Consider the following 22,812-nt stretch of genomic DNA (forward strand, 5'->3'; position numbering starts at 1 on the left):
TCTTCTCCTTTTTTATTCCAGCAACTGGTGTAAACACCATCATCCATAAGCAGCACTCTGCTTCTAAGATTTTAAAAACTAACAATATAAACGTTTTAAACTAACAATATAAATATGAGAGCAGCATTCATATCTCTATCATTTCTGCTGGCTGGCTCGCTGATGGTTCCTGCCATCGCACATACACCTGCAAGCAAGAAGAAAGTTGCAACTACAACTCAAAAAAGTAAAATCCTGCCGATGAAGGAGTATATCGACCAGCTGATGGCAAAGATGACCCTGCAGGAGAAAATCGGTCAGCTCAACCTGATGGTGGCTGGCGACATCACTACCGGTGGAGCCCTGAACACCCAGGTGGGTGGCGACATTGCAAAAGGCAACATGGGCGGCGTATTCAACATCAAGGGACTCGACAAGATCAAGGCTCTCCAGGACATCGCCATCAAGAATAGCCGTCTGGGCATTCCGCTGCTGGTGGGCATGGACGTAATCCATGGTTACGAGACTATGTTCCCTATCCCTCTCGCCCTCTCCTGCTCCTGGGATACAGAAGCGATGAAGAAGGTAGGCGAAGTATCGGCTAAGGAAGCCAGTGCTGCAGGAATCAACTGGACTTACTCGCCCATGGTAGATATTGCACTCGACGCCCGATGGGGACGAATCAGCGAGGGTAACGGAGAGGATCCTTACCTGAGCGGCGTGATGGGTGCCGCACTCACACAGGGTTACCAGGGCGCCGATATGCGCACAGAGGAGATATTGAAAGCCGATAGAATCATGGCTTGTCTCAAGCACTTTGCCCTCTACGGAGCCGTGGAGAGCGGCAAGGAATACAATACAGTAGATATGAGTCGCATACGTATGATGAACCAATACTTGCCTCCTTACGAAGCCGTAGTAAAGGCTGGCGTAGGCAGCGTAATGTCTTCGTTCAACCTGATAGATTACACCCCTGCCACCGCCAACCACTGGATGATGACTGATGTTTTGAGAAAACAATGGGGATTCAAGGGCTTTCTCGTAACAGATTATGCATCTATCGCCGAGATTCTGAACCACGGCACTGCCAAGGATCTGAAAGAAGCATCAGAACAGGCACTCCTGGCAGGCACGGATATGGATATGTGCTCCAATGCCTTCGTCAAGCATCTGGCACAAAGCGTGGCTGAGGGCAAGGTGACAGAGGAAGATATCAACATCGCCTGCCGACGCATCCTCGAGGCAAAATACAAACTGGGATTGTTCAGCAATCCTTACCGCTACTGCAATACCAAGCGAAACAAGACCGACATCTACTCTGCCGAAAACCGACAGATAGCTCGCGACGTAGCAGCCGAGACTTTCGTGCTTCTGAAAAATGAAGGAAATCTTCTTCCTCTGAAGAAGCAGGGAAAGATAGCTCTGATTGGTCCTCTTGCAGATACCCGCAACAATATTGCCGGCACATGGAGTGTAGCTCAAGCTCCTGAGAAATACACCACCATCAAGGAGGCGATGGAGAAAGCGCTCAATGGCAAAGCCACCTTATTATATGCTCAAGGTAGCAATATCTGGCGCAACCATGAACTTCAGAAGAACGGCGAACTGGGCAAGTCTATAGCCTGGGGAGATGAGGTAAAGATGAAGAACGAGGCACTGCAGATAGCAAAGGAAGCAGACGTAATAGTATGCGCTATGGGCGAAACAGCCGACATGAGCGGTGAATGCGCAAGCCGCACTAATCTGGAAATGCCTGATGTGCAACAGGAACTTCTGGCAGAACTCGCAAAGACGGGTAAGCCTATCGTATTGCTCAACTTTGCCGGTCGTCCTACGGTTTTGTCATGGGAGAAAGAACACATTCCTGCCATCATGAACGTATGGTTTGGTGGTTCTGAAGTGGGAGACGCACTTTGCGATGTCATCTTCGGCGACAAATCGCCATCGGGTAAGCTCACCACTTCCATGCCAAAGACAACCGGACAGGAGCCTCTCTATTACAATCATCAGAATACGGGAAGACCAGTACCAGATGACAATCAGAAATTTGCCAAGTTTGCCAGCAATTGTCTGGATGTAAGCAATGGTCCTCTCTATCCATTCGGCTATGGATTGAGCTACACCACTTTCGAGTATGGCGATTTGAAGCTAAGCAGCCATGAAGTCAATACGGATGACTGGAAGATTACCGCCACCATCAACTTAAAGAATACAGGTAGCCGAGATGCCGACGAGATAGTTCAGCTCTATATCCGTGATATGGTAGCCAGCATCTCTCGCCCAGTCAAGGAGCTGAAAGGTTTCCAGCGAATCCATCTGGCTGCAGGAGAAAGTAGGGAAATCAGCTTCGATATCACTCCTGAAATGCTCAAATTCTATAACGCAGAATTAAAGCATGTGATTGAACCAGGCGACTTCCAGATTATGGTGGGAGGAAACAGTAAAGAGGTAAAGACACAGAACCTCACTGTAAAATAAATCAAGTTTCTCAAATGAGGAAATTGGTTGAAGTTAAAGAAGTTATCACTCCCTACAGTCGTTCGGGAAGTTAAGAGACAATAGTCTTCCGGTGTAAAACGTAGGACATTTGTCCCTTAACTTCCCTCTTACTTTCCTAATTTCCATTAACTTCTCCACATACGACAATTCTGTAATTAATCTCAGACCAGCCCCAGGAGTTCTGCAAAATCATCAATGATAAATTCGGCAGAAGCCAACTGCTCGCGGGTTCCGTTTCCGTAAGTTACGGCACAGGCCTTGCAACCGGCATTGTGAGCCATATCTACATCAAAGGTCATGTCACCAACCACCAAGACTTCATCAAGCAAATCCTCCACATCTCCTGATTCTGCTGAAGTTACGGGATTCTTCATTCCCTTCATTTCTCCCAAAGCCATGAAAACCATGTCGGGTGCTGGCTTCACATGCTCTACATCATCGCCAGCCACAATAGAAGAGAAAATATCTTCCAGCTGCATCTGCTTCACGTATCCGTCGAGCGAGCAATGGTTGCGGCTGCTTGCCATACCCAGAATAAAACCCTGGCGATGTAATTCTCTCAGAGTTTCTATTACATGAGGGAAGGGCTGCACGATCATCGTCTTCTTGTTATCCAGGAAGATTTCGCGATAGGTTGCCGCACATTCCATTCCTTCCTCAGCACTCATTCCGAAGAGCGAGATGAAAGCCTCATCCAGTCTTAAACCGATGGTCTTGGCACAAGCCTCATCCGATTTCACTTCCAGTTTTCTTGCCCGCATCGTATCCTGCAAGGTCTTCACAATGAGACTCTGCGAATCGCCGATGGTTCCATCAAAATCAAAAATTATATACTTCATTACTTTCTTGTTCTAATTTCGCATGCAAGCTCTACACGCCCTGAACCAACGGTCACCGACCGAAGGGAAAGGTAAAGGGCGAGAGTCTTGCAGGAGCTTTTGAGCTTTTAGCCCATCTAGAACCACATGCGAAAGTTCTCTTGTTTTATTTGTTCTTTATCACTTTTATGATGTTGTTACGGGCCACATCCGGCTTCATCGCCTCATCCAGCGGCATTCCTTCCGGAGTAACCTGAATAACCCTATCAAATCCTGCATCCAGCATCGTCTGCCTGTCGCTCACGCCACCCGACACGAGCCACACAAGGGGGAAAGAAGATTCCGGGGATTTGCAATCCCCGGCAAGCTGTGAGCAAGCCACATGGCTTTTATCCGATTCCTTACACTTCAGAACATGCTCCAGAATCCTTTGCGGCAGTTTCCCCATCAAGGTCTGTTTATCACTATGTCCCTCGCCCGTAATCACGAGATCAGCATCCTGAATGAGCGCATCAAACTCAATCTCATCCAAGAGAAGCTCAGCCCCAGGACGAGCCTCAGCATTGAAATATTGCAGGAAAGCATAGCCCAAACCTCCGGCTGCACCAGCTCCGGGAACCTCACTCCTATCATATCCGAAATGCCTGGAGCTTACCTCGGCAAACTTCCTTGCCCTATCATCCAGCATCTGCACCATCTTAGCATCTGCTCCCTTCTGAGGCGCAAAGACATGAGCCGCCCCATTTTCACCACAGAGCGGATTGGTAACATCTGAAGCCAGCACAAAACTGCATTCCTGGCGGATTTCCTTCCAGTCGTCGCCCATCGCCTTAAGCATTCCGATGCCACAATCGGATGTGGCGCTTCCGCCCAAGCCCACGATGAAATGGCGCACGCCCCGGCGATAAGCATTCATAATCATCTCGCCAACGCCCCAGGAAGTAGCCTTCATCGGGTTGCGCTGTTCTGGCTCAATCAGAGCCAGTCCTGCGGTCTGCGCAATCTCGATAATCGCGGTATCATCCACGATTCCGTATTCCGCCTCAATCCATCTCATCAGCGCATCATGGGCATGAATCCTCACTCGCTCTCCCTTCATCGCCGAGAGAAAAGCATTGAGCATTCCCTCTCCCCCATCACTCATTTCCAGGGTAATGATTTCGGGAGAAGCATCTTCTGAATCCAATATCTTTATTTCAGAAGCAGCATCAGGAGACAATTTCTTTATTTCGGGAGAAGCATCATCCGCATTCCATTCCTTTACACCCGAAGCAATCGCCTCATTCACCTCTCTGCTCGAAAGGCAGCCCTTATAAGAGTCGCAAGCAATTATTATCTTCTTCTTTTTAACCATTGTCATTTTTCTCTAATAAATCATTTTATACCCAATTCCCCTCAAATTGATGATTCTGATATTTTCATCGGCAGATAACTTGTGGCGGAGCTTGGTGATGAAAACATGGAGACTGCGGGAATTGAAAAAGCTGTCATCACCCCAAAGTTTCAGGAGAATATCCTTGCTCTCTACCACATTGTTCTTGCTCTCCACAAGCATGCGAAGGATTTCTGATTCACGATGTGACAGTTCTGTATCTTTACCATCCAACTGCAGAATCTGACTGGTAACATTCAGGCGATAACGACCGATGGAGAGCCATTGATCAGCAGCATCCGGATTATCAGGAGAAACATTCCCCCCTTCCTGTTCTTCAGAAGAAATATTTCCTACTGAAGCCCGATGACAAAGCGACTTGATACGGACGATGAGCTCCTGGATGGCAAACGGCTTCTTCAGATAATCATTGCCACCCAATTCAAATCCCTCTACCACATCATTCACCGCCGAACGAGCTGTGAGGAAAAGCACAGGAGTACGGGAATCCGTCTTGCGGATACGGCGCACCATCTCGAAACCATCCATTTTGGGCATCATCACATCCGCAACCAGCACATCAGGCTTCTGGTCATCAAACATACGAAGCCCCTCTTCGCCATCATGCGCCGTGCGCATCTCGAAGCCCTGTGCCTCCAAGGTGTCGCTCAGAATCATCGCCAAGGATGTTTCGTCTTCTACCAGTAATACTTTTATCTTATTCATTGCTTCTTTTACCTTTAAGATTAAGACTTGGGGGACCAGCGATGGAATCGCTGGGAACGGGGGTGCAAAGGGGACTATGTTCTTTTTACCTTTTTACCTTTAAGAAAATGCAGGGTAAAGCAGCTTCCTTTTCCCGGCTCGCTTTCTACGGAAACAGAACCACCCATTTTCTCCATCAGGCTCTTGACATAGAAAAGCCCGAGACCATAGCCCTTAACCGTATATTTATTGCCATCCGTCACCCGATAGAACTTGTCGAAAATATAAGGCAATTTATCGTGGGCAATACCGATTCCATTATCTGATACGGAAACCAGCACTTCATCCTCGGCTTTTTGGAAAGCCTTGATTTCTATCTTCACGCTATCTTCAGAATACTTGATGGCATTGTCTATGAGATTGCTCACGATGTTTGAGAAATGCATCCGGTCGGCATGAACCATCAGATTTTCCGGTTCTACGGACAACGAAATATTCACCTTTTTATCCGTTCTTACTCCTGATTTCACTTTCAGCTGATGCTGGGAGATTAATGGTTCAATCACCTCCTTCATTGGAACTTCCACGATATTGAGAAGCATCGATTTCCGTCGTTCCATACTCATCGACAGAATCTGTTCCACCAATCCGCTGAGCGTCTGCAACTGCTTCTGGGCGATGGTGAGATACTTGCGCGCCTTATCAGGATGCTGGAGCATTCCGTAGTTCAGAAGGGAGTCGGTGGCAGCATAGGCTACTGCTATCGGAGTCTTCAATTCGTGCGTGATATTATTGGTAAAATCACTCTTCATCTCATCAAGCGTCTTCTGCTTGAGCATCGTATGAATAAGGAACCAGAAGACGAAAGCCAGGATAAGCATGATGAAGAGCGATGTGGCAAGGATGCCTGCCATCTGGCTGAGCACAGTCATCGTAAGCGGCTCTAGGCTAAGGACATATTTCTCCTCATTCGCCTCCCCCTCATTACAAACCACATATTGGTATTGCTTGGCATTGGCGGAAGGCACATACCCCTTCGTCGTCACTTTCGCCAAAACCTTCTTTCCTGCAAAAAGCTGAATCTGATGCGGAAGCGGATGAATATCGTCGCCCACCAACAAACTGTCTGAAAGCATCTTGGCAACCCATGCACTGTCATAGTCATTGATGTCAGGTTTGGCGATTTCATTCAATTTGCCAAACAGTGCCTGTTGTACCATAGTTGCCAGCTTGCCCGACATCATCATCATCAATTCCTGGTCCTTGTCATCTTCACTACGCTTCTCTTGCTTGGTAAAAGTTGTTTGAACAGACTGAACGATCTTTCCTCCACGAACCTTTTTCACCTTTACCTTTTGATCAATATCATCGTCTTCATCCATAGAAAAAGCAACAGAACCCGTCAGTTGTCTATGAGGCCCTTTATCATCATTGCGCAATCGTTCGATTCGCTTCTTCATCTCCATGAAGTGAGCGTACTCCATTCCACCCTTGATTTTTGCTTCAACCTCCTTTTCCTGAGACTGATAAAGCCCCACGAGCCAATAGGTCTGATATGCGAAGATGCAGACCAGAGCCGTGATGACGAGCGTAACTATGTATTTAAGATGTAACTTCATTCTTTCCTTGTATTAAAGATTTTTCCAGATGAATTAAATACTCATTTTCTGAAAATCGGATAAACCTCCGTGGTATTCTTCCATCCCCATTTACCATTCTTTTGTGGCGCAAACTCTCGTCCCATCTTGGCTCCTATCCCCCAATGTTGATTGAACATCACTTCCATGAAGCCACCATAGCTGCTTTTGGGATTGAAAGGAGACATGATGACGCTTCGAGGATCAGAGGTTTTCGTTGGAACATATTGTCCATAGAATCCCACTGTGAGCCAGTCGTTTACCTGATAAGCCATTCGTCCACCAAAAGAAGCTTTGGTGAGATTGCCAAATCCATATACTCCCGTGTTTATCTTTTCTATCCCGACATAAGGAGAAAAAACAAAACGCCCGAAATTTTGTTGATAAACAACCCCTGCAGTCTGCCTATTCATCAGTCCTGGGACTTCAATACCCGAAGAATATACCGCCATCGTACCCAAATTCGGGGAAGGAAGAGAAATATGAGGTATTGCATTCGGCGCAATCTCCAAAGGTTTTCCTTCTTCCGACATCCAAGGTGCATTCGATTCAGAGTAATAAAATTTGCCTTGAAGTACAGGAAAACCACCGAGCGAAGGACGAGAATATTCCAACGACATACCTTCCTTAAACGACATACCTTCCTTAGGTAAAGATGCCTTCGGAACGGAATCCAAAGAAACACTCTTCACTTCCTGCGCTTGCATTACCAATGTACAAAAGCAAGCCACAACTGCCAATATGAATATTCTTCGTTTCTCTTTCATGCTTGCAAAAGTAATAAAAAAGAAGATAAGTAAGATACTTTTCAGGAAATTATTTCTGATTTGATAAGACTAAATAACACTTCTGATAAGACTTGATAATCAAAATTCCTTGCTGACACGAGATATTTGCAGTACTTTTGCAACCGAAATCGGGAGGGTTTCTTCCGAAAGAACGATAAAAAGATAAAACGATAAGAAGAATATGAAAAGATTGGTTATATTAAGCGCTTGCCTGGCCATCAGTCTTGCCGGCTGGGCACAAGGAAACAGAAATGATTCCCTGAGAATGGACAGCATCATCCATTCCCTCCCCGATGTGATGGTAAAAGGCAACCGACCTATCGTAAAGGTAAAAGGGGCGACATTGACCTATGACCTGCCTCAACTCATCAAAAACCATCCGGTGGACAATGCCTATGAAGCCATCAAGCAACTGCCAGGTGTGAGCGAACAAGATGATGCCTTGACTCTCAACGCTCAATCTGTAACCGTGATGATAGACGGCAAGGCTACCACCATGACCAGCGAACAGCTCTATTCGCTTCTGAAAACAATTCCTACCAGCCGCATCGCCAACGCTGAAGTTGTCTATTCAGCCCCAGCCCGCTATCAGGTAAAGGGACAAGTCATCAACCTCCTGCTGAAGCACAACACAGGCTTTCACTCCCTGCAAGGCGAGTTCTTCGGCGGCTACACCCACCAGAACCGCAACAGTTACACAGAGCGCACCTCCTTGCTCTTCACCAACAAGAAATGGGAAATAGACATGCTCTATTCCTTCGGTCATGGCAAGAGATATTATTACTATGAAAATGAGTTTGCCCACACCTTGACTGATGGCACTTCCTATGCCTTCTCTACACATAGCGACAATATCAAACGTCATCTCAACCACAACATTCGACTGGGAATCAACTATCATCTGGCAAAGGATCATCAGCTCAGCTTTGCCTACACCTCACAACTCAATAACACGAGAGGAACTTCAGATGATGATGGCGATTTCACATCCCTTCTCAGAATCCATGCCAAGAGTCAGTTTCACAATTTCCGCCTGGATTACTCCACACCATTCGGCTTCTCGGCAGGAGCAGAATACACCTATTATAATTCACCGGATGAACAATGGCTGAAAAGCAGTCTCTACGATGAGATTTACGACATCACAAGTCAGCAACGAATCGACAAATGGTACGCTTACCTCAAGCAGGAGCACGACTTAGGAAAAGACTGGGGCTTGAACTACGGCATCAATTACACCACATCAAGAGACAAGAGTTCGCAGGAAAACAACAACAAGTCTTCTGATGGCAACACCATTCAAACCGAAGATCAAATGTGTTTCTATATCGGAGCCAGCAAGTCGTTCGGCCAAAAACTCACGATGGAAGCATCGCTCATGGAAGAATATTACCACACCCCAATCTGGGATGAGTGGAACCTCTTCCCTACACTCTCCATCACCTATCTTCCAAAAGCTGGACACATCATCCAATTCGACTTGGATTGCGACAGAGACTACCCTACCTATTGGTCGGTGAAGAATTTCACCACCTATAATGCGGGCGGATATGGAAAGATTGTAGGAAACCCGACGTTGAAGCCATCACGAGACCTCAGCCTCTCGCTTACCTATATTCTGCACAGCAGATACGTGGCAAGTCTCTTCTTCAACAACTCGAAAGATGAATTTCGTCAGCTTCCTTACCAGAGCGACAAGAAGAAGGAGATGGAATACAAGCATGTCAACTTCGACCATGTAAACCAGGTAGGCTTGATGCTCACAGCCCCAATCAACATAGGCAACTGGTGGCAGAATCGCCTTACCTTCACTGGCGTTTATCAGAACGATAAGAATTCCCACTTCTATGATCTTCCATTCGACCGCAGCAAATGGTTCTGTCAAGCCCAATGGAACGGCACTTTTCTCTTTGGCAAGCATGTGCTTCTCAACCTCGATGCTTCCGTTCATACCGACGCTATCCAGGGAATCATCGACATCCCAGCCTCAGGCTATCTCAACGCTGCCCTCACCTGGAAGCCTCTCAAGGACGACAAGTTCCAGCTGAAAGCCTACTGCAACGACATCTTCGAGACAGGCGACAATCATCTGCACGACACCTACCGAGGTCAGCACGTCATCAACAAAATGTACTTTGGCAGAATCATAGGCCTCTCCCTCACCTATCGTTTCGGCGGCTACAAGGCCAAGCAGCATGAAGAAGTAGATACTTCCAGATTTGGGAAATAAAAGAAGAAAAGCTCACCAAGACCATCAAAGTCCTGGTTAGCTTTTCTCTTTTCATATACTCTATTCAAGTTTCTTTACTTCAAAATATTGACATATCCCTTATTCTGTACCAATTCAGAATTTAAATCAATGCATTTCTGAGGAATCGGGAAGACGGTGGTGTAGCCGGAGGATTCACCCTGAAGAGGCGTACGGAGATCGTAGGCACCGGTGAATTTGCCGAAACGGATGAGATCCTGACGACGCCATCCTTCCCATACCAACTCCAGCAACCGCTCTTCCAGAATGTTATCGAGCGTAGCCTTACGATAAGGCATTCCCACACGGGCACGAATCCTATTCAACTCCTCATCACCATTCTCTCCGTTTCGGATCTTTGCCTCTGCCTTCATCAATAAAGCATCTGCATAGCGGAAAAGAACTATATCGTTACTCTGCAACTTGCCGTCCATATAAGAGGTTCTATCCACCTCATACTTCGCCATCCTCGCTCCAGCCGTCTTGACAAACTTACTGTTGGTCAGGTTTTGAGCCACTTCAAAAGGCTGATACTCCAACGGCTTTCCATTATCCATCAGCAGTTCATGACCATCTACCTTTACCACTCCCGCCACAAAGTTCATCTTGCAACGGGCATCTTCATCAGCCTCGCCATAATGATTGGCTTTCATCGTAGAAATCGTGGCACAGGTACCATTCTCACTTCCCCATCCCAAGACACCGCCATGCGTATAATGGTAAGAGCGGAAGAGATAATGGAACTGGTTGGTATAGATATTCTTATCCATCGGAATCGTGAAGATATTCTCCTTCGATGTCTCATTATGCGTAGAGAAATTGAATGAATCATCCGACTCCAGGACATAGCCTTCTTCTGCCAGTTTATCACAATAATAAATGCAGGTTTCCCAGGCATTCAACTTCCTGCAGTCCACCTTATCGCCATTGCGCAAAGAGGCAGCAGAAGCCGGCACAGAGAAATGAATCTCACTTCCCTTCGGACGGCTCGCATAACCCTGGGTCCAGTCATCATACATATAGATTTCTGCATTCAAAGCCAACTTCGCCAACAGAAAGTTGACTACCGGCTGGGTGATGCGACCATAATAATTGCCTTCCTTATTGCTGTGCTGGTCGGGAAGTGAAGGCAATACCTGCTGCAACTCCTGAAAGACAAACTGGAAGATAGAACTGCGATCTGTCTGACCTTGGAACAGGCTGGAATGGAGCTGTTCTGCACTGGAAAGGACCAATGGAACCCGACCGAACATGTCCATAGCATAGTAATAGAACATAGCCCGGATGGCTCTTACCTCAGCCCGATATTCCTCCTGCTGTGCGGCAGAAAGCAGGGCCGACTTGTTGCTGATAATATCCAAAGACTTATTAGCCAGCACGATAACCTTATAAAGGTACTTCCACGTATCATAAAGAGACTGGTCATCGGCACCCCACCGATGCTGGTACATGGCATTCCAGAGGCCACCATCATACCAGTCGCCGCCTCGAATCGGAATCATCGCCTCATCGGTGGTCAGCGTATTATAATCGTAAATGCCACGGCAGGTGCCCTGGATGCCCTCACTCTCGTTAGCTCCACCTATATAATTATAGAGAGAAGCCACGGCATTGATATAAATATCAGATGCAGAGCCATAGATGGCATCCTCGTCCAACTGATCCTTAGGATGTTCGTCCAGGCAGGATGTCATAGACAATGCCGCCAGCAGCAGAAATAAAAATCTATATCGTTTCATAACTTTCTGATTTTAGAATTGAACACTTAAACCCAATGAGAAGGTTCTGTAAACAGGATAAGTCCGCTTATCATCAATACCCATCGTACTGTTCACCACGTAGCTGTTAATCATCGGAGTCAAGCCGCTGTAACTGCTGATGGTGGCAAGATTGTTGACACTCGCCGAAACTCTGAGCGACTGCACCACGCCCTTTCGGATAGGGATATCATAGCCCAGCGTGAGATTCTCTAAGTTGAGATAATCGCCCTTCTCCAGCCAATAATCAGAAACATTCTGGTCAACGATATTCTTCTCAGGAGCTCCCTTCAACACATTATAATCCGGGAAACTCGACATATTGGTGTAGGCTAAGCCCGTACCATTGAATATCTTATGTCCGAAGGCTCCGTTCATCTGCAATGAAAGATACCAGTCGCGATAACGGAAACTGATATTGGAACCCAACGTTACCTTAGGAGTAGCCTGACCGGCAATATATCTGTCACCGCCATCACTCAAATCTACGGTTCCGTTCTTGTCCAAATCTTCGATATCATAGCGGTAATGCCCATTTCCATCTTCTATAATTCCCTTGCAATGAGGAAGATAGAATACCCCCAAAGGCTGACCAACTATCTGATAGACCACATTGTTGTAACCACCATGCTGACCGGCACCCGACAAGACACCCATCGCAGTAATATCGGCTGCCGACATCTGCATTCCGTCATATTCACCACTCAGCGAGAGGAGTTTGTTCTTCTGCCAGGAGAGATTCATATTGATGTTCAGTTCCATGTCCTTCTTCTGGATAGGAGTGAAGGAAACGCCGACCTCCAAACCCTGGTTGCTCATAGAACCCAGGTTTGCCAACAGTTTATCATAGGCAAAAGGCGGAACAGGCACATCATAGGCATAGAGCATGTCGGTGGTCTTGGAATAGTAATATTCTGCCGTCAGAACCAGCCGGTTGTTCCACAATCCCAAATCGGCTCCGATATTCCAGGTAGCGCGGGTTTCCCACTTCAGATCAGGATTGTTATTGCTAATCATTCCCATCGTAACCGTAGGAGAACTGTTCACCGAAACAATACCATTCTGCCGCACCGTATTCAAAGTGGTATAAGAAGATATTCCGCCAAGATTACCTGAGCGTCCATAGCCCGTACGCAGTTTCAGCATGGTAATTTCCTGGAGAGAACGGAGCCATTTCTCCTGCTTCATATCCCAGGAAAGAGAGACGGATGGGAAGAAACCCCAGGTATGGTCATTGCCCACCATCGAAGAACCATCGCCACGCATGGAAACCGAAAGACTATACTTATTATATAAGGTGTAGTCGACATTGCCCATCACAGAAGCCAGGGCCGGATCTTCGTAGTTGCTGTCTGTCCCACCGAAAGGCCGTGATGCAGCAGCACCTATGTTATGGTAATACATGTCGTTGTTGGTGATTCCCTTCGCAGAAGTCCAGAATCCCGTTCGGATATCCTTCTGATATTCTGCACCCACCATTGCCTTCAGATTGTGGATTCCCCACGAATGCTGATAGTTAAACGATACATTGGCAAGCCAGTCCTCGCTCTTGAACTCCCCACGATAGAGATTGCCCTGCGCCCAAACCCAGGTAGGACAGAACTGGTTGTTCTCGTTGGAAGCATAACTGTATGCTCCGAAGGCAGAAACACTCAGAGAATTTGTCATATCATAGTTCAACTTCAGATGAGCATTGAAGTTCATGTTCTTCGTATCATTACGCTCCTTGAGCAAGATTCCGGGAGGATTCACCTGAGATGCAGCCCCATTCTTCACCCAACTGCCGTTCAGCTTATCATAAGGATAAGTAGGATTCATGGCATCGGCAGAATAGAAAAGCGCCTGACTGTCGAAGATATCATTGTTCTTGAAAGACGAACCGAACACGCCGAAATCTCCCGTCAGTTTATCGCCAAACGCCTTCTGGGTGACATCAATCTTAGCCACCAGATTACGATAGCCCTTGCTCCGAATAATCGTGCTATGGTCGATATAGCCAAAAGAAGCGCGGTAGTTGCTCTGCGGAGTGCCACCGCTGAAGGCCAGATAATGGTTCTGGATATTTCCGGTTCGGGTAATCGCCTTGCGGAAATTGGTATCATATCCCTTATTGTTATACTCCAGCCCATACTTCTGTGCAGCAGCTATGTATTCGGCGGCATTGAGCATCTCCATACTTTTGTACATCGTCTCTATACCATAGTTTCCCTCATAAGAAATCTGAAATCCCTTACCCGTACCCTTCTTGGTCTTTACCTGGATAACGCCCGAAGCACCACGGGAACCATAGAGTGTCGTTTCGCTGGCATTCTTCAGTACTGTAAAGCTCTCTATATCGGCGGGATAGATTGTAGCAAGCGTCGCCACATCAGAAGTAACACCATCAATAATCACCAGAGGATCATTGCCGCCCATGATAGAAGTTGTACCGCGAACCCGGACGGAGTTCAACATAGCAATACGGTCAAGACCATTGGTAGTGACGTTAACACCTGCCGTCTGTCCGCTCAAGGCATCCAGGGCATTATTGAGTACACCCTTCTTCAGAAGTTCAGGCTCCACTACACTCACCGAACCTGATAAGCGCAAGGAGTCTAGGCCTTCAATGTTCACAGACTGAGCACTGAGGGTTTGTGGTGCAAGAATCATCGCACCCATCGCATAAAATATTGTTTTTAACTTCTGTTCCATAACTATTTCATCGTTTAGTCAAGGTTCAATTCGATTTTCGATTGCAAATATAATAAAAAAGAGTGATTCAAAGTCCATTTCCTTGAAAAAACTTCAAAAAAACGCAGGCCTAAGAGTTAAGACAGAAGAAAAGCTCACCAAGACCCTCGAAGTCCTGGCGAGCTTTCTCTTTTAATATTTGCCGGGAACCACACGCATGGTATTGGTCTGGGAATCCCAACCCTCGAAACTCTGGCGAGGCAGACTGATGGTTTGTCTTAAATGTTATAATCTTTGTTCTTGTGATTGTTTTCAATCTCGGTGACAAAGTTACATTTTTATTTTTGAAACCGCCTCCCATTTTGGCAGCAAAGTTTAAATTAATTATACTTTGCTGCCAATATTGTCATCAATCCGACACTGGCACGCAAGTTGCTCAACATAAGAGTGAAAGCTGAAACTAAAAGATGAAGGAGTTCGAAAGGACAACGGAGTTTTGAGGCGAAGGCAATCAAAAAGAACAGATAAATAAATAACAAGCAGAAATCCCGACGGGACCGCAAGGAACCGAGAGGACGAGTAAAATAAAATTGGAGGTTTTAATTATGTTGTTAGCACGTAGAAATAATAATTCAGATTGGTTGAGTAACTTCTTTGATGATGCATTTTTCAACACAGAGTTGATGCCACGTATGAATGCTACCGCTCCTGCCATTAACGTAAAGGAGACCGAGAAAGCTTACCAGATGGAGATTGCAGCCCCTGGACTGAAGAAGGAATGGGTTCGCATCAACATCGATAACGATGGCAACCTGAATGTGGCTATCGAGAACAAGATGGAACACAAGGATGAAGATAAGCACGAGCACTATCTGCGCCGCGAGTTCTCTTACAGCAACTATCAGCAGAGCTACACACTCCCTGAGGACGCTGACCGTGAGAAGATTTCAGCAAAGGTAGCTGATGGTGTTCTTGAGGTTGAGATTCCAAAGCTTGCTCCTAAGGAGGAGGCTAAGGCTACCAAGAATATCGAAGTCAAATAATCATCTCCCATAAATGATTGAGGCAGATTCCAAGGCAATTTGGAACCTGCCTTTTTTTGTTCCTTTACCTGAGCCACCACATTTTTCATCTACCTTATTATAGTGGTTTTCATCTATCCATCAGGATATTTCTTCCATAAATCTTGTGGGGGTCATAATTAATATGTAATTTTGCAGGCAGAAAAGCAGATATGAAAGCTTCTGCTTATAAAATTCATAACATTTATATAAAAAACAGATGAAGAAAACAATTCCAGTAATAGGCATGGCTTGCAGCGTATGCTCTGCCAATGTAGAAAAGAAGCTGCAGTCGCTAGAGGGCATCAACTCCGCCTCGGTTTCCCTGGCGAGCCGAACTGCCCTGGTAGATTATGACCCAGACATTATCTCTCTGGAAGATATGAAACGGGAAATCAGCAACGCCGGCTACGACCTCGTCATCGAAAGCAACAGAAGCGTGGAGGAAATCAACCGCCGTGAGTTCACCCTCCTGCGCCGCCGAACCCTCGCTTCCTGGCTCTTCGCCATCCTGACCATGTGTTTCTCCATGGGTTGGATTTCCCTGGGTATGGAACAGAATATAATTTCAGATGGCGTTGCTTCGGCTCATCACTCGAGTTCCTTCGCCAACCAGATCTGTCTGCTCCTGGCACTCGCCAACCTGCTCTACTGCGGCAAACAGTTTTACGTTTCCGCCTGGAAACAGCTTTTGCATCATACGGCAAACATGGATTCGCTCGTAGCACTCAGCACCCTCATCGCCTTCCTCTTCAGCACCTTCAACACCTTCTTCGGAGAAATGGTATGGGGAGCGAGAGGCATAGAATGGCACACTTATTTCGATGCTTCCGTGATGATCATCACCTTCGTGCTGACCGGCAGATGCCTGGAAGAAAAGGCAAAGGACAGTACGGCGAGCAGCATCCGACAACTGATGGGAATGCAGCCGAAAACCGCCCGACTGGTGACTTACGAGAAGATAGAAGGCACCAACGACTACAAGATGGAGGAAGTTCCGATTTCCACCATTCAGATAGGCGACATGATAGAGGTAAGAGCCGGCGAGAAGATTCCGGTGGATGGCGTGGTTACCCAGGCAGAGAGTTTCATGACTCCCGATGCTGCCTATGTAGATGAAGCAATGATCAGCGGCGAACCGACTCCGGCGATGAAAAAGGCAGGCGACAACGTGCTGGCTGGCACCATTCCGAGTCAGGGAAAGCTCCGCATGAGAGCCAAGCAGATTGGCGAGAACACCGCCCTGGCACACATCATCCGCATGGTTCAGGAGGCACAGGGCAGTAAGGCGCCCGTGCAGCGCATCGTGGATAAAGCGGCTCTGATTTTCGTTCCAGCCGTGGCAGCCATCGCCCTCATCACCTTTTTAATATGGTGGCTGATAGGCGGCAACGCTGCTCTTCCGCAGGCCATCCTTGCTGCCGTAGCCGTATTGGTCATCGCCTGTCCTTGCGCCATGGGCTTAGCTACTCCTACCGCCCTGATGGTGGGCATTGGCAAGGCGGCGCAGAAGCAGATTCTCATCAAGGATGCGTCGGCGCTGGAGAATCTCCACAAGATCAACGCCCTCGTCATCGACAAGACCGGCACCCTCACCATTCCTAACCAGAACATCGATTTCACCAAGCAGGAGGATTTGGACCTGGAGACGAGAGAGACCCTCAAGCCTCATGCCCAGGAAGCAATGAAGCAGTTGCAGGAAAGGGGAATAGAGGTCTATATGATGAGTGGCGACAAGGAGGAAGCGGCTCATTACTGGGCAGAGAAAGCCGGCATCAAGCATTACCAGAGCAAGGTGCTGCCTGGCGACAAGCAGGCATTGGTAAAGAAACTTCAGGACGAAGGCAAGCAGGTAGCGATGGTGGGCGACGGAATCAACGACACCCAGGCCCTTGCCCTTGCCAACGTGAGCATGGCGATAGGAAAGGGAACGGATGTGGCGATGGATGTAGCACAGATTACGCTGATGAGCGACGACCTCCTGGCGCTTTCGGAAGCCGTAAAACTGAGTCAGAAGACGGTTCACATGATTTGGCAGAATCTCTTCTGGGCGTTCATCTACAACATCATCTGCATCCCGCTGGCAGCCGGCGCCCTTCATATCTTCGGCATTGATTTCCAGATAACCCCGATGTGGGCAAGTGCCCTGATGGCCTTCTCCAGCGTAAGCGTAGTGCTTAATTCATTGAGGTTGAGATTAGCGTAAAATGAAAGAAAATCCTAGAATTTCTTGGCAGTTTCAATAAAAAAGTGTATCTTCGCAGCAGAATTGCAATATTGCGTCCACGACCTTATAAAACGTAAGAAGATGGGAAGATTTATAGACCCACGTGTCGATTGGGCTTTCAAGCGAATCTTTGGAAGCGAGGACACTAAAGAATGCCTGATAACATTCCTCAACGGACTGTTTGAAGACGAGTTGGTAATCAAGGACGTGACGTTTGCCAAGACCGAAAAACTTGGCTTGCGCCCCGATGACCGTGGTGTGGTCTTCGATGTCTATTGCGTCACAAACGAGGGCAAGCATATCATCGTTGAGATGCAGAAGAAAGAACAGGAATACTTTGCCGACAGGGCATTGTATTACACGGCACGTGCCATCGTGCAGCAGGGCGTTCGTGGAATCTGGGACTATCATTTGGCTCCAGTCTATACGGTGTGTTTCATGGACTTCGTGTCGGAAAGTCCGATGCTAAAAGAGTTTCGTACCGACTTGGTGCTTACCGATTTGCAGACACGCCAGCGAGTGTCCGACAGGATACGTATTGTTTACCTCCAACTGCCATTGTTCGACAAGCATACGGAGGCAGAGTGTATGGATATATTTGATTGTTGGATTTATATAATGAAGAATATGAACATGTTTGAGCAGATGCCATTCAGCGAGAAGTATCCAGTCTTCCGCAAATTGGCAGAGATAGGCGACCTCCGCAAGCTCTCCCGCGAGGAACTTGAGCTTTATGACGAGGACATCAAGAATATGCGTGATATATATGCCACCAGAAAGTTTGATGAGAAGAGAGGAATGGAAAAAGGAATGGCGAAAGGAATGGCGAAAGAAAAGATAGCCACAGCTTACCGCCTTTTGTCAATGGGACTTTCTGAAGCGCAAGTATCAACGGCCACAGAGCTTCCACTGGAGGAAATTCAGAAAATAAGAAAATAAGAACTAGCTTTGAAAAATTGATTTATGAGACTTCTTGGCATTCAAACCAAGAAGTCTCTTTTATAAATATAGACAACACACTTTTCCTATAAATCAATAGTTAAAAACTACACTCTTTTCCTATAAAAACGAGGGCTGGAAACCACACTTTTCCGAAAAAAGCGGTATTTTACCCTTATAAAACATGGATTTTACCCATAAACCACCCCTTTTTAGTAAAGGTGATTTTCATGAAAAACCGTAAAGGACTTTTAAGGGATTGGAAAACCTTAATGACCGATAATGACCTTGACCTTAATGACCTTAACGACCTTATCCCCTAAATAGCCAGACTCCATTGTCAACAGAAAATCACATTACCCAAGCAAAAATGACAAGAAAGGCAGGATTGTTTTTATTCAGAGAAAGAAGGAGAAAAATGCTCTTAAGAGCAAGAAAAAGTAGTTCCGATGGCACTTTTCACCCCTTCAGAAGGCAAAAATAAGAGGGGTAAAAGGCTGAATGAAGGGGGGAAACGAGGAACTTCTTGATATATTTTGCCAAGATTCTCATAAAAAGAGCAAAAAACTGGGATAGAGCGAAGAGGAATATGTACGGTTTTAGCTGTACAAAGCATGGTACTCTGCAGAAGCACTGTGCAAACTATTCCACTGACTGTCACTATCTTACAAACAAACATCATCCTTTCCGAATAACTTTCAGAAGCCTAATCCGGTCATTAAGAACCCGGTCATTATCGGTCATTAAGGATTTTCGGGGGGCGGCGAAAATGGTGTATAGTATAATATTAAATACATTTAATATTATACTATAGGACTAAATGACCAGAACTGATTTTCCTTAATGACCGTTAATGACCGGGGGCTTAATGACCGGATGACTATGATTTACCATTACCCCATTTCACAAAACAGGGGAAAAGTGAAATCAAGTAAGGGGAAAACTATTGCATCCTCGGATGATTTATTGTATCTTTGCACCGGCAATCGAAAGAACAGTCTTCTTGTGCCAAGAGTCGGTCATCTATGACGACCGAGGCTGGTCTTAATAGATGGCAGGCGCCGGTCATCAATGAAGACCACAAAATGGGCAGGAAACGGCTTTCTGGGGAATTGTGATTCAAGGAACTCTTAAACGCAGACTGAGCATGATCAACTTCAAGAAAGACTCCAGCATTACAAACAAGTGGGGAGAGTTATTCCTCCCCCTCTACCTTGCAACAGTCGAATCCCATCTCCTTGGCTTTATCAGGACCAAAGGTAAAGTAGATGGCTTCGCCCTCATCACAAACCTCGCCTTTGGAGTTCTCCAGAGTCAGGTGGATGGTAACGATATTACGGCGCTGACTGGCGATGTGACCACGCACCGTAATCTGCGAATCGGTGGTCATCACAGGCTTCTTATACTTCACGTTGAGCTGCATCGTCACACCCGTGGTCTGCAGTTTGCGGTTGATAACCCAGCCTGCCACTTCATCCATCAGCATACTGATGATTCCGCCATGCAGGGTATTGATCCAGCCCTGATAATTCTCGCCGGGATTCCAGATGGTAAGCACATCCTCACCCTCTTCCCAAAACTCAAGATGCAATCCTACAGGATTGTTGGGGGCACAGCAAACGCAGTTGTAACCCTCCTTGTTTAAATATGGATTTAATATCTTCTTCATCTTTCCAACTGATTAAACTGATTTTTAACTGATTTCTTACTGATAAAACTGTTTAAAGACCACGCAAAGGTACGAATAATATCTGATAAGGCAAAGTTTTTAAAAAATATTATTATTAATTCCCTCTGATTACCTGAAAATAGAGGGTCAGACGGAGCCCAAACTGTTTAGAATAAATAAAAATACCTAGAAATGAGGATAAAGATAAAGCCTCCACTATTTAGAAGAAATGAAAATACCGTTTATTAAGTATTGCAGGATTTTGAAATACCCAGTACCTTTGCAGCGTGAATTAAAGATACTCGCAAGCGGCAGGCAAGTGCGCAAGAAACAATATAAAAACATAAAAAAAATGAAGAGATTTTTTTTTATTATTTTAGGCAGCATCAATATTTGCCTTGCTCATGCACAGAGCTTTAACGGACAGTATATTTCTGAATGGCAATGGGACATGAACAAGAATACCAATCTGATCAATCAGCTGAGATTGGAACTGAGTGTTCCGATAGGAAAAGGAAAGGATTCGTTCGAGGCGGCTACGCTGCATGTGGCAAAGACCAACGATGGCATTATTGATGACTGGCAGGGATTTTCGAACATAGATGCAGACAATAACTTCGCCATGCTTGCCGTGCTGGGCTACATGCACGAGTGGAATTCGGGCCATCTGTTTGTGGGTGTGAGAAACGTGAACGAGGATTTCTTCACCTCTGATGTTACGGCTCTTTTCCAGAACAGTTCTGAGGGAATTTTTCCTACCGTTGCTTCCAGCTATCCGATAGCCAACTATCCGTATTCGGGCTTGACCCTTTACTTTGATGTAACCAAGGGAAAATGGACTTTCAGAAACAGTCTGTATAATGGTGCGGGATATAATGGCTGGAAAGCCCACGACAATCCTTTCCTGGTCCGCCCGAAGAAGGATGGAATCTTCAATATGTCGCAGTTGGAGTACAACGATAAAGGTGGAAAATATTTTACAGGTGCTGCCGTTCATACCCGTCAATATCCGATAAACGAGGATGGCGAAATGGTTTCTGCCGATGAATCCAAGGGCAAAACAACCTGTGCCTGGTGGGTCTATGGAGAGCAGAGTGTATGGAAGGCTGGCGACAAGAACATTTCGTGCATGGTGCAATATTCCGAGAACACCAGTCATCAGAATGCCTGCTACCGATACGCAGAGTTGGACGGTGCCTATCAGGACGAGAAGAACGAGTGCGGCTTGTCGGGCCAGTACGCCCGCTTCCAGCAGGGTTCAGAATATTCGCTGGAAGTAACCTGGAAAAGACAGCTGACGGAATCCATTTCCCTTCAGCCATCGTTCCAGTACATCAAAAATGACAATGGAGATTTCACGACGCTCAGTGCCCGACTCTATGTCAGTTTCTAGCAATCCATTTCGGCAAGACCAGGATGCCCATCACCAGGAAAGGGTAATAGAAGATGGCGCGCCAGAGCATGGCGGCGAGGATGGCTACCGAGGCATCGGGCAGGAAATCGGCATAATAAAGGCGGAACATCAACTCTGCCACGCCACTTCCGCCAGGCGTAGGACTCAGGATGGAAATCATCCACATCACCCATTGCCTGCACCAAGCCACCAGCATGTTGCCCTGACAATGGAAGGCTACGAGAATGGCTACCACGATGGCGAATCTCGACAACCACGCCAGGGAAGTATAACCCATCAGCTGCAGCCAGAATCTTCCGCCCTCCAGCTTTGCCTCCTCCGAAGCCATCGTCATCTCCTCGGAAAACTTCTCTACCTTGGGCAGGAATCTGCGAAGGAAAGGAATCTTGCAGCACCCCTTCAATACCCATCCCAAAATTTGGGGACGATGCAGCAACAAGAGATAGAGAATGGCTGTCCAGACAACCACAATAAGGGTGCTGACGACGAAGACTACCTGTACTCCACCCTTGACCCATTCGTTTGTTGTATCCGTAGAAATTCCCACTCCATCTGCCAGACTGAAAAGCAGATGCGATGGAACACAGAAATACAACAGGCAGCAGCTGATGGCAAGGAATGCCTCATCAGCCAGCAGGGCTGCAAACATAGTGAAGATGCTTCTGCCCATCGATATCCCCTCACGGTTCAGATAGACAAAAGCCAAGCCACTGCCACCCACAGCCGAAGGAGTAACGGCAGAAGTAAACTCACAAAGTACATTGATGCGAAACGCCTCGGCTATCGACAACTTGCGCTGGCAAAGATGTCGGAAACGGAGAGTGAGCATCAGATTCTGGACGGCAAAGAGCAATACAGCCAAACCTACCCCCAGAAAAAATCTCGGAGACAATTCTATCCTGCTCAAAACTTCCACGTCAAACTCCCGAATCATCATTCCGGCGATGACCACCAAGCCGATGGAAGCCGCCACCCATAAATGCCATTTTTTCATATTATTCTCAAAATAAAACTATACCTTAATCATAT

General features: G+C 46.6%; 15 protein-coding genes. 6 read left to right on the forward strand and 9 right to left on the reverse strand.

Annotation, left to right across the window (positions count from 1 at the left end):
• Positions 1–114: 114 nt before the first annotated feature.
• The gene (gene bglX, locus ACTQ53_RS10225; protein ID WP_441932950.1) at positions 115–2,457 is read left to right on the forward strand and encodes a beta-glucosidase BglX; all 2,343 of its coding nucleotides are present in this window, start codon (positions 115–117) and stop codon (positions 2,455–2,457) included.
• 182 nt (positions 2,458–2,639) lie between these two features.
• On the opposite strand, the gene ACTQ53_RS10230 is transcribed toward bglX, so the two are convergent.
• The 5 genes from ACTQ53_RS10230 to ACTQ53_RS10250 all read right to left on the reverse strand — a co-directional run bounded on the left by ACTQ53_RS10230 (position 2,640) and on the right by ACTQ53_RS10250 (position 7,777).
• Positions 2,640–3,317, reverse strand: a complete 678-nt coding sequence (locus tag ACTQ53_RS10230; protein WP_441932951.1) for an HAD family hydrolase — start codon at positions 3,315–3,317, stop codon at positions 2,640–2,642.
• 145 nt (positions 3,318–3,462) lie between these two features.
• Positions 3,463–4,656, reverse strand: coding sequence for a glycerate kinase family protein (locus tag ACTQ53_RS10235; RefSeq protein ID WP_441932952.1), 1,194 nt, complete (start codon positions 4,654–4,656; stop codon positions 3,463–3,465).
• Positions 4,657–4,662: 6 nt separating this feature from the next.
• Positions 4,663–5,394, reverse strand: a complete 732-nt coding sequence (locus ACTQ53_RS10240) for a response regulator transcription factor (RefSeq protein ID WP_441932953.1) — start codon at positions 5,392–5,394, stop codon at positions 4,663–4,665.
• Positions 5,395–5,468: 74 nt separating this feature from the next.
• Positions 5,469–6,992 carry a sensor histidine kinase gene (locus tag ACTQ53_RS10245; RefSeq protein ID WP_441932954.1) on the reverse strand — a complete coding sequence of 508 codons (1,524 nt, stop codon included), beginning with the start codon at positions 6,990–6,992 and terminating at the stop codon, positions 5,469–5,471.
• Between the two features lie 41 nt (positions 6,993–7,033).
• Complete coding sequence (locus ACTQ53_RS10250; protein WP_441932955.1) at positions 7,034–7,777, reverse strand: hypothetical protein; 744 nt, start codon at positions 7,775–7,777, stop codon at positions 7,034–7,036.
• A gap of 202 nt (positions 7,778–7,979) precedes the next feature.
• On the opposite strand from ACTQ53_RS10250, the gene ACTQ53_RS10255 reads away from it, so the two are divergent.
• On the forward strand, positions 7,980–10,028 hold the full coding sequence (locus tag ACTQ53_RS10255; protein ID WP_441217974.1) for an outer membrane beta-barrel protein: 2,049 nt from the start codon (positions 7,980–7,982) through the stop codon (positions 10,026–10,028).
• Between the two features lie 74 nt (positions 10,029–10,102).
• Here ACTQ53_RS10255 and ACTQ53_RS10260 read toward each other — a convergent pair whose 3' ends face one another.
• Together ACTQ53_RS10260 and ACTQ53_RS10265 are read right to left on the reverse strand one after the other, a co-directional pair.
• The gene (locus ACTQ53_RS10260) at positions 10,103–11,785 is read right to left on the reverse strand and encodes a RagB/SusD family nutrient uptake outer membrane protein (RefSeq protein WP_441932956.1); all 1,683 of its coding nucleotides are present in this window, start codon (positions 11,783–11,785) and stop codon (positions 10,103–10,105) included.
• A gap of 12 nt (positions 11,786–11,797) precedes the next feature.
• The gene (locus ACTQ53_RS10265; RefSeq protein WP_441932971.1) at positions 11,798–14,452 is read right to left on the reverse strand and encodes a SusC/RagA family TonB-linked outer membrane protein; all 2,655 of its coding nucleotides are present in this window, start codon (positions 14,450–14,452) and stop codon (positions 11,798–11,800) included.
• Between the two features lie 626 nt (positions 14,453–15,078).
• Between ACTQ53_RS10265 and ACTQ53_RS10270 the strand changes: the two genes are divergently transcribed.
• The 3 genes from ACTQ53_RS10270 (at position 15,079) to ACTQ53_RS10280 (ending at position 18,700) form a co-directional block, all read left to right on the forward strand.
• Entirely contained in the window at positions 15,079–15,516 is a 438-nt protein-coding gene (locus tag ACTQ53_RS10270; RefSeq protein ID WP_264967282.1) for an Hsp20/alpha crystallin family protein, read from the forward strand.
• Positions 15,517–15,754: 238 nt separating this feature from the next.
• Entirely contained in the window at positions 15,755–17,740 is a 1,986-nt protein-coding gene (locus tag ACTQ53_RS10275) for a heavy metal translocating P-type ATPase (protein WP_441932957.1), read from the forward strand.
• Positions 17,741–17,842: 102 nt separating this feature from the next.
• On the forward strand, positions 17,843–18,700 hold the full coding sequence (locus ACTQ53_RS10280; protein ID WP_295345888.1) for an Rpn family recombination-promoting nuclease/putative transposase: 858 nt from the start codon (positions 17,843–17,845) through the stop codon (positions 18,698–18,700).
• 1,195 nt (positions 18,701–19,895) lie between these two features.
• On the opposite strand, the gene ACTQ53_RS10285 is transcribed toward ACTQ53_RS10280, so the two are convergent.
• On the reverse strand, positions 19,896–20,369 hold the full coding sequence (locus ACTQ53_RS10285) for a PaaI family thioesterase (RefSeq protein WP_006848268.1): 474 nt from the start codon (positions 20,367–20,369) through the stop codon (positions 19,896–19,898).
• A gap of 352 nt (positions 20,370–20,721) precedes the next feature.
• Here ACTQ53_RS10285 and ACTQ53_RS10290 point away from each other — a divergent pair, with 352 nt between their 5' ends.
• Entirely contained in the window at positions 20,722–21,762 is a 1,041-nt protein-coding gene (locus tag ACTQ53_RS10290; protein WP_441932958.1) for a carbohydrate porin, read from the forward strand.
• Here the strand turns inward: ACTQ53_RS10290 and ACTQ53_RS10295 are convergent.
• A complete protein-coding gene (locus tag ACTQ53_RS10295) occupies positions 21,752–22,777 on the reverse strand; it encodes a lysylphosphatidylglycerol synthase transmembrane domain-containing protein (RefSeq protein WP_441932959.1) in 1,026 nt (341 codons plus the stop codon). The genes ACTQ53_RS10290 and ACTQ53_RS10295 overlap by 11 nt on opposite strands.
• Positions 22,778–22,812: the final 35 nt, after the last annotated feature.

Source organism: Prevotella sp. Sow4_E9_plate, assembly GCF_052116205.1.
Taxonomy (GTDB): domain Bacteria; phylum Bacteroidota; class Bacteroidia; order Bacteroidales; family Bacteroidaceae; genus Prevotella.